This is a genomic window from Allobosea sp. P4_C6, from assembly GCF_056402015.1.
The window spans coordinates 1-9,144 of the sequence record NZ_JBFUIF010000083.1; the positions used below are offsets into that span (position 1 = coordinate 1).

General features: G+C 64.5%; 8 protein-coding genes. 2 read left to right on the forward strand and 6 right to left on the reverse strand.

The features are described 5' to 3' along the window. The 5 genes from AC1DVA_RS25340 to AC1DVA_RS25360 form a co-directional block, all read right to left on the reverse strand. The coding region (locus tag AC1DVA_RS25340; protein WP_476807706.1) for a M23 family metallopeptidase at positions 1-959 on the reverse strand (959 nt) is incomplete at its 3' end. A gap of 128 nt (positions 960-1,087) precedes the next feature. After that, on the reverse strand, positions 1,088-2,716 hold the full coding sequence (locus tag AC1DVA_RS25345) for a GMC oxidoreductase (protein WP_476807707.1): 1,629 nt from the start codon (positions 2,714-2,716) through the stop codon (positions 1,088-1,090). Then, positions 2,703-3,071 (reverse strand): hypothetical protein, encoded by a 369-nt coding sequence (locus AC1DVA_RS25350; protein WP_476807708.1) that lies wholly within the window; start codon positions 3,069-3,071, stop codon positions 2,703-2,705. Before AC1DVA_RS25350 ends, AC1DVA_RS25345 begins: the two co-directional genes overlap by 14 nt. Next, positions 3,068-4,531: a sugar porter family MFS transporter gene (locus AC1DVA_RS25355; protein ID WP_476807709.1), complete on the reverse strand. Its 1,464-nt coding sequence runs from the start codon at positions 4,529-4,531 to the stop codon at positions 3,068-3,070. The genes AC1DVA_RS25350 and AC1DVA_RS25355 overlap by 4 nt, the downstream gene beginning before the upstream one ends. Beyond that, positions 4,476-5,813, reverse strand: a complete 1,338-nt coding sequence (locus AC1DVA_RS25360) for a DegT/DnrJ/EryC1/StrS family aminotransferase (protein ID WP_476807710.1) — start codon at positions 5,811-5,813, stop codon at positions 4,476-4,478. Before AC1DVA_RS25360 ends, AC1DVA_RS25355 begins: the two co-directional genes overlap by 56 nt. A 135-nt stretch (positions 5,814-5,948) precedes the next feature. Here AC1DVA_RS25360 and AC1DVA_RS25365 point away from each other — a divergent pair, with 135 nt between their 5' ends. Next, the gene (locus AC1DVA_RS25365) at positions 5,949-7,304 is read left to right on the forward strand and encodes a sugar porter family MFS transporter (protein ID WP_476807711.1); all 1,356 of its coding nucleotides are present in this window, start codon (positions 5,949-5,951) and stop codon (positions 7,302-7,304) included. A gap of 2 nt (positions 7,305-7,306) precedes the next feature. On the opposite strand, the gene AC1DVA_RS25370 is transcribed toward AC1DVA_RS25365, so the two are convergent. Continuing rightward, positions 7,307-8,359: a hypothetical protein gene (locus tag AC1DVA_RS25370; protein ID WP_476807712.1), complete on the reverse strand. Its 1,053-nt coding sequence runs from the start codon at positions 8,357-8,359 to the stop codon at positions 7,307-7,309. A gap of 407 nt (positions 8,360-8,766) precedes the next feature. Here AC1DVA_RS25370 and AC1DVA_RS25375 point away from each other — a divergent pair. Beyond that, the coding region (locus AC1DVA_RS25375; RefSeq protein ID WP_476807713.1) for a glutathione S-transferase N-terminal domain-containing protein at positions 8,767-9,144 on the forward strand (378 nt) is incomplete at its 3' end.

Genomic DNA, 9,144 nt, shown 5'->3' on the forward strand with positions numbered 1-9,144 from the left:
GACATAAGGCAGACATAAGGCAGGCCATCGGACAGGAGCGGGGACGGCCCATCCATGACATGCAGATGCAAATGCGGCTCCGAGCTATTGCCGGAATTGCCGACCGCGCCGATCACATCGCCACGACGAATCCTGTCGCCGGTTTTGACCCGGACACTGCCCGGTTTCATATGGGCGTAGAGCGCGAAGGCGCCGCCGCCAATATCCAGCACCGCAAAATTTCCGTCGGCCTCGCTTACTGGCAGTCCGTCGGGCAGCGCTCCGGGAACCTGGTCGGGAAGATCGCCGCGCATGTCGACGATGGTTCCATCGCCCCCCGCCAGAATGGGCTCGCCATAAATGTGATAGTTGCTGACCTGTTTGCGGTCGCCTGCGAACAGCCGCCCATCGGCACCGAGCTTCTCCCAATCGATGGCGAAGCGCTGCGCGAGGCGAAAGCCGCCGTTGAGCGGCAGCAGCGCGCGAACATGCCGTATCGAATCGCAGCAGCCATCGCCGGCAATATAGCCCTCTCCGCGCAGCGGTGGCCCCAAGACGGGAGGTGCAGATGCGGCGACTTCAGTGCTGCCAAGCTGGATCGTGGCATCGGCGTTGAGCTGGCCGAACCAGGCATCGACTTCGTGCCGCAGGTGCTGCGGAACCGATCGTCCGACCGGCAGTGCGACATGCAGGAAGCCGATGCCGTACTGGTAGGCGCTCAGCTCCACCGTCTCGTTGCCGCGCCGGCCGGCCGGGGAGAAGCGTCGCGCGATCTCCGCGCCATCAAGAATCGCGAGCGGCTCCTTGTCCTCGCCACCGAAGATGCTGAGCCGCTTCAGCAGGACGCGGCCCGCCGTCACGTTCGATAGCTGCAGCTCATAGACTAGATGCTGGCGGGCGTCGGAGGCGAGCACGGGTCGCGGCGTGAACAGCACCTCGCCGACCAGCCCTGTCGGCGTCACCTCCGAAGCGGCGGACACTGACGGTGCAGCGCGTAGCGCCGACGGCAAAGGCAGCGCAAGCGCGGCGCTGATGGCCGCGCAAAGCGTAATTCTGCTCAGAACGCCCATCGCCGCTCCCTGTTGCCGTTCGCCATGGGCCTCGCGCCTCAGGCCGCGACCGATTGCTGCTTCGCTATCGCGACGAGGTGGCCAGCCAGCCGGTGCGCCAACGCCATTATCGTCAGCGTCAAATGCTTGTCGGGGAGTTCGGGAACGACCCCGCCATCGCAAATATAGAGATTGTCGAAGTCATGGCTCTTCAGGTCGGCATCGACGACGCCGCGCCGCGGATCCTGCGCAATGGCTGTGGTGCCGGCATAATGGATGCCGGTGCCGCTGTTGTCGCGGCTGGCGTAGATCATCGTGGCGGACGCCCGCCGAAGCACACGTCGCCCCCAGACGGTCATCGCGTCCATCATCAGATGGCTCGCGTCGGGAATCGTGAAATCGACCTCGACCTGCCGGACGCCATAGGCATCGACGCTCCGACCCGGGCGCACCCGGTTGCCCGGCGTCGCCTCGCCCTGGCAGAACAGTCCGAGCGTGACGTAGCTGTGGAACATCATCCGCGCGAGCCGCTCCTTCAGGAAGGGCGGGAAGCCGCGCATCGCGCTCAGATAATGCGGCACATCGGGCGCGCTGTGGATGGCGTGGCCGATGAAGGGGAAAGGCGCCCCATTCGGAAGCTTGGCCTGCGACAGCAAGATCAGCAGGTCGCCATAGCCGAGATCGTAATCGCGTCGCTTGCCCCACAACTTCAGCAGGGAGGTGGATAGCACGACCTTAGGGTTGTCCTGCAGCCCGGCCCCAACCCGCCCATGCCGGTTGCCGAGACCAGAGGGATCCGCCTCATCCGCCGAATTGAATAGGATACGAGGCGTCTCAAGCGCTCCGGCTGCCAGCACGATGACGCCGGCCCGCAGCCGCCGAAGGTCACCGGTCGCGAGGTCGATATACTCGACCCCCTCGATCCGGCGGCCGCTGCCGTCGCGTAGCAGGCGAACCACCTTCGCCTGGGTTCGCAACTCGTAATTCGGCAGGTTGGCAATCTGCGGCAGCAGACGCGTCGAGAATTTGTAGACAGCGCCGACAGGGCAGCCCGAGGTGCAAATCCCGGTGGAAATGCAAGATGTCGGGGTCCCAGCCCGGGTGTTGATCGCCTTGCGGTTCGGGATGGCGTGGGAATGCGCCTCGTTCAGCGACTTGACGGCGTTGATCACCAGCCGGTCGGCCGGGCGCAGCGGCTTCGGCGGCAAGAAGTCACCGTCCGGCAGCTCCGGAAGCCCCTCCTGTGTGCCACAAACCGCGATCAGGCGCTCGATGGCGCCGTAATGCGGCGCCAGATCGGCATAGGACAGCGGCCAGGATTTGAAGTCGTCCGCCGAAAACCGGACGCTGACGCCGTTCCAGAGATTCTGCAGCCCGTTGACGGCCAGAACCTGGAAATGCCGGAACCCGTCCTTCGGCCGCGCCGTCGAACCAACGCTGCCATCGGCGAAAAGGGGATGGACGAAGAGGCTGTCATGCGGATCGCTGGGCCAGGTCGTGCTCGGGTCGATGCCGAAATCCCTGGTCACGCCAGGCGGAAGGGTCGTCCGGAATTGGTCCTCCGGCAGCATCGCGCCATGCTCGAGCGAGATCGTGTGCAAGCCTGATTTGGCCAGTCCGTGGGCGAGTATGCCACCACCGGCGCCGGTGCCGACGACCACGACATCGCAGAATTCAGCCTCGCTCACGCATGCCTCCCACGGGCCATTCCCCGACTGAGCGTAAGAAATCCGGCGAGGCGAAGCGGATGTATTCGAGGAAGTCGAATAGTGCAGTCCGGTCAGGGCCGAGATCTGCGCGGCGCAGTCGCTCCGTGCGGGCGAAATCGGCGCGCAACTCGACGGCCGCAAGCGCCGCGCCGATCTGCCGGTTTGCCCGCGCGATCCGCGTGATGTCGGCCAGGAGCGGAAGCAGGACCGCCCGATACGGACTGAGCTCGATCAGGGCAGCCACCAGCCGCTCTCCATCCCCGGACGCGGCCTCGCCAGCAACACCGGCGCGCTCGGGCTGCCTCATTTCGAGAAAGGGCGCCGCGTCGGTCATGCCGTGACGAGCCCCGCTGGGGCGGCATCGAGAGTCCGGAACGGCCGTCCCGATTCCAAATGCCGCTCGATCTCCTCGAGCGAGACACCATTGGTCTCCGGAACCAGGAGATAGGTGAAGACGAGCCCGGCAGCGCAGACCAGCGCATAGACCGCGAAAACCCCGCCGAGCCCGAAGCTGCTGACCAGCATCGGGAAGGAGAACACGACCAGGAAGTTGAAGCCCCAATTGGCAAGAGATGCCACGCTCATGCCGAGGCTGCGCACCTTGAGCGGAAAGATCTCGGACATCATCACCCATGGCAGCGGCCCAATGCTGGCTGCAAAGGCGGCGACGTAGAGCACCAGGCCGACGGTCGCGAGGATATCCAGCTGCTCCGACTCGGTGGCCGCGGCGAGTGCGATCATGCCGAGGCTGAGGGCCGTTCCTGCGAAGCCAATGAAGAGCAGGCGCCGCCGTCCGATCCGGTCGATCAGATACATGCCGACGAAGGTCATCGCGACATTAACGATGCCGATCCCGACCGTCGCCAGAATTTGGGTCGAGGTCGAGTTGAAGCCCGACTCCTTGAAAACTGTCGGAGCATAATAGATTACGGCGTTGATCCCGCTGAGCTGCTGCAGGAAGAACAGTCCCATCCCGACCACCAGCGCCGGCCGTACCGTGGGGCTGAGCAGATCAGCCCAGGTGCCGGGCCGGGTCCGCTGCAGCGCCGCCTGCTGAATGCTCGCGAGTTCGGCGTCGACTGCCGGATCGCGTGGCGAAAGCCCGCGAATCCGCGCGATCGCTAGGCGCGCCTCCTCGGCGCGGCCCTTCAGGGCGAGCCAGCGCGGCGTGTCACCCATGCGATACATGCCGATGAGCAGGGCCAGCGCAGGCAGGACACCCATCAGGAACATTAACCGCCAGGACTCCGCGAACGCGAAGTCGACGATATAGGCCCCGAGAATGCCGAGCGTGATCGCTAGCTGATAGATCGAGACGAGCATGCCGCGCTTCTCAGCAGGTGCGCTCTCGGAAATATAGAGCGGCGCCACCATCGCTGCGATGCCGACCGCCAGGCCGAGCAACAGGCGCGACGCCGTCAGCATCCAGACAGCGCCAGCCGCAGCCGAAAACAGCGCCCCTACCGCAAATAGCGCGGCAGCCACCAGCAGCAGGGCACGGCGGCCATAGGTTTCGGTGGTGCGCCCCGCCAGCAGCGCCCCGCCTAGCGCACCGAGCGGAACGGCGGCCGTCATTAGCCCCTCGTCGAACGGGCTGATGGCAAACTCCCCGCGCAGGAGGTGCAGCGCGCCGGCGATGACTCCCTCGTCGAAGCCGAAGAGGAACCCAGCAATGCCTGCAATGGCGGCTATGAAATAGATCATCGTCTCAGACTCGGTTGACGTGGGTTGGCGCGCTTCAGGGCAGCAGGCTTTTCGCCACCTTGCGGAAGGCGGTGACGATGTCGCTTTCATCGGCTTCGGTCAGGGCCGAGCCAATGGCGAGCAGCGCGCCGCGCGCATGGAAATCGTCGCATCGTGGCAACGCACCGGCGTCATAATCATAGGCATTGGCGAAGGCATTGGCGGGATGGGTCCAGGGGAAACCGTCCCGGCTGTTGGACCGGCGCTGCACCAGGCTTGGGATGTTGAAATACCAGTGCATGCCCCATTCCTGCATGGTGATGCAGGCAAGGCTGCCGGGAGGTCCGGCGATGCCCTCGGYGCGCAACGCATCGACGAAGCGCCGCGCCAGGGCGGCATCGGGCAGCAGCATCAGCAGAAACGGTCCGGTATCTCCTGCCGGGTCGGGAATATGGCGGAAGCTGATGCCGCGCAGATTCGCCAGTTGCTGGCGAATGCGCCATTTCGACCCGCGCATCGCGTCGGTGATGCGCGGCAGCTTGCGCATCTGCGCCAGCGCCATCGCTCCGGCAAGTTCCGACATGCGCGCGCCCATGCCCCAGAGCTGGCAAGCCTCGTCGGAAGCGTCGAGGCGCCCCTTCTCGTTGCGGGGGTAGCCGAGGTCGTGGAGTGCTGCGATACGCCGGAACAGCGCATCATCCTCGGCGACAATCATGCCGCCATCGCCCGAGGTCATGTTCTTGTTCAGCTGGAAGCTGAAGATGCCGATATCGCCAAAGCGCCCGACCGCTCGCCCGCCGACATGGGCGCCGGCCGCCTGGGCGCAATCCTCGACCAGGCCCAGACCATGGCCACGGCAGATTTCCGCGATCTCGCCGATACGGCCCGGCGCTCCGCTCATATGCACGCACAGCACGGCGCGACTATGGGGACCGATCTTGCGCCGAAGGTCTTCGGGATCGATGCAGAAGGTCTCGTCGATATCGACCAAGCGGGGAATGGCGCCGACTCGCACCACCGCCGAGAGGCAGCTCACCCAAAGATACCCCGGCACGAAGACCTCGTCGCCCGGGCCCACGCCGAGCGCCGACAGTGCTATCTTCAGGGCAGCCGTCCCCGACGACACCCCGAGCGCGTGGCGATGCCCGAAGGCTTCGCACCATTCACGCTCCAGCGTGTCGACCATGTGCTGGGGGTCGGGCCCGTAAAACCGGAACGGGCTGCGCGCACGCACGACACGGTCGACCAGTTCGCGCTCTTCCTCGCCGATCCAATGCACCCCGGGCAGCTCCCAGGGCAGTGGCTCGCGCCGAACCGGGACACCGCCGTCGATTGCAAGGCGATTGGCCCGCTCCTGACCAATCCGCGATCCCGCTTCGGCCAGATCGGTCATGCGAATCTCCTGTCAAAAGCGTGTCGACATCAGGTAGCCCGACAATCAAAATCAGACGATGTTGATCTGACTACAATGTTGCCTATAGCATGACGATAAGGGAAGTCCCGTTTTTTATTATAGAAAAGAATTGAAATGATTAGAAATATTTGGATTTCAGGCTTGTCTGGTCCGGCTGTTTTGATTTTAACTCTTATTATAAGTAGCGGATTCACGTTCGGTTTTGGCATAGCGTCAATTTCAGGCGTTTTAGGTCTTATAAAGCTAGAATTCCAGCTTTCAGCTATCGGCGAACAACTTGTCGTCGGAACCCTGGTGCTCGGCTGTTTCGTTGGCGCCGCCCTGGCCGGTTTGGTTTCGGCTCGTTGGGGCAGACGGCGCACGATCATGCTGGCGGCCGCGCTTGGCGGGCTCGGCTATGTGCTGATCCTGGCCGGGTTCGGGCTCGGTGGGCTGCTCGCTGGGCGCAGCCTTGCGGGACTGTGCATCGGCCTGCTCTCGATGGTGGTGCCGATGTACGCGGCGGAGACGACACCGGCGCGCCGTCGCGGCGCGGTGGTCTCGATGTTCCAGCTCGCGATCACGCTTGGCATTCTATGCGCCTATGGGGTGACACTCGCCTTCGCCGCAAGCGTGCCGTGGCCGATCCTGCTCGGCGCGGGCATCCTTCCCGTTGGCCTTTCCCTGCTGGCGATCCTGCTACTGCCCGAAAGCCCGCGCTGGCTGGCGGCACGGGGCGACCACGCATCGGTGCTGGCAGCGGCGCGAGCCCTCGGCCTCGCCACTGAGTGGCAAGAGGCCCGGCAGCCCCTGTCCCACGCCGGCACCAGCAATGGCGCGCTGCTTCGGCGCGGTAGCACCGGCCCTGTGCTCCTGATGTGCAGCGCGCTCTTCGTGCTACAGAATCTCAGTGGCATCGATGGCATCCTCTACTACGCCCCCCGCATCTTCCAGGAGCTCGGCTTCTCGGCCGGAACCGCCGCCCTGGCCGCCACTTTCGGCCTCGGCCTGGTCAATGTGCTAGCCACGATCGCAGCGATCGCCATGGTCGATCGCTTGGGCCGCAGGCCGCTCCTGATCTTCGGCTCGGCCGCGATGGCGATCGGACTCGCCGCTGTCATCGTCGCTTCCGAGCTCGGTTGGCCCTGGTTCGGGCTCGCAGGCCTCGCGGTCTTCATCGCGGCCTTCGCCCTGAGCCTCGGCCCGCTGCCCTATGTGCTGATGTCGGAGCTGTTCCCGACCGCGATCCGCGAATCCGGCATCGCCATGGCCTCGGCGACGAGCTGGCTCTTCAACGCCCTGATCGCCTTCACCTTCCTGTCTCTGGTGGCCGCTATTGGCCTCTCTGGCGCGATTGGCTTGTTTCTCCTCGTCTGCATGCTCTCGCTCGGCTTCTGCCTGGCGTTCACGCCGGAGACGCGCGGAGTTCGGCTCGAGGACATCGAGGCGGCGGTCCTGGCCGGAAACCCCCTGCGCCGACTCGGCCGCTGAGCTTAGGCGCGGGCGAGCCGATCGAGCATCAGCTGAAGCGGCGCGAGATCTTTCGGCCCGGCTTCGCAAAGGCTGGAGGACGAAGCCGCGCCCAGGAAGTCAACGATGCCGGTGCCAAGCCCCAGCCGGGTGGCCTCGGCGTGATAGCCGAGCGCAGCCAGTTCACGCTCGACCAGCGCCCCGTCCGCGTCGAGATAGCCCGTGCGCGCAACCAGCGCCTGGGCCCGGCCGCCATGCGCCCGGAGGAGCAGGATACGGCAGGCGGTCGCCCGAGCGTCGGGATCATGCACCGCAGCGCCGCTGAGAATGCCGCCGATGAGATTCGCTGGCGGGGTGGGCACATTCAGCGCCAGAAAGAACAGCCGATGCGTGTAGGAGCAGGTGAGGGTGCTCTGCGCGGTGCGGCCATCGCTCAGCAACTGCCCATTCATGACGACCTGACGGTTGAACAGATTTTCACTGTAGCTGATCTGCAGGCGTTGCATCGCGTCAGGGTTGATTGTGACCATCCCGACGATCAGACGGCCAACCTCGGCACGGGACCAGGCCGGCGAGATCGCGAGGTACGCACCCCCGAGCCAAGGCTCGCCGGGTTGTCGCCCGCCCGCCTGGGGCAACGACGATGTGACGCCGCCCCGCGCCGGCTCCGGCCGCAGCCCGGCCTCAACTCTCAGCGCCGAGAGCGCGCTGTCGGACACGGTGAAGCGGCTGCAAATCGCGTCCTGAAACTCCTCGAAGGAGGACGAGGCGAGGAATGGCGCCGTCAGCATGCCGCCGAGTACCCGCGCCCAATCCTCATAGACGCTAGAGGCGCGCGGCATGGCCTTGCCGCTGAGCCATTTATAGGCGTTCTGGGGCACGAACAGCGTCGTCGGATTGCTCGCGACAAAGCGCGCGCAGAGTTCCTTGTTGGTCGAGCAGCCGAGCACCAGCGAGGTCAGCCTGAGCTTCAGCGCGAGGTGGCGCCAGGTCCCAGCGATCAGCGGCTGGCGTTCTGTGTCAGCCGGGAGCTGCGCGCTGCCATCGAGTCCAAAATGCTTCACCGCACTCCCCAACGGTTGCTTTGGACATCGGGCGACAGGCCGAACCGGCTTTCCGAACCAAAAAAGGCGGCGCCTGAGCGCCGCCCGCGTCTGGTGCGAACACTCGAATTGTTCGCAGCCGGACCCCGATCTTTGAGCCGAGAGTATCGCCTCGAGCATCACTGTCAAGCAGCGCGCAGACGTCGCCAAGCCGGCAGCAATCGGCCGATCAGCGTCACGGATGGGTGGTGGTCCCGGTCACACGCCCGGAGCTGTCGCAATAGGTCGTCGTCCCATGGGAGGACAAATGGAAAAACAAGTGTTCAACGGGTTGGCGCTTATTGCAGCCGCCATTGTGCCGAGACGATCGGCTTAAGGTCTGAGAGTAAGATCGACGTTGCGACCTCTCGACTTGTCGCAAAAAGTGCGGTTCTACGGTGATGCTGAAATCGGTCAATCGTCGCTTTTATCGGGATTTTGCGACAGGCCGGAAGAGGAACAAATACGTGAAGATTTGGGGCCGCATAAACTCGACCAACGTTCGCAAGGTGCTTTGGTGCGCTGAGGAGCTTGGTCTGACTTACGAACACATCAATGCCGGTGGCACATTTGGCGTGGTGCGCGATCCAGACTACTTGGTGATGAACCCCAACGGCCTTGTCCCCTGCCTAAAGGATGGCGATTTGGTATTGTGGGAATCAAACGCCATCGTTCGCTATCTGGCCAGACAATACGGACGCGCGCTCTTCGCTCCAGCTGATGCTGCGGCTTGGGCGAGTGCAGACAAGTGGATGGATTGGGCTTCCCTGTCCTTCGCC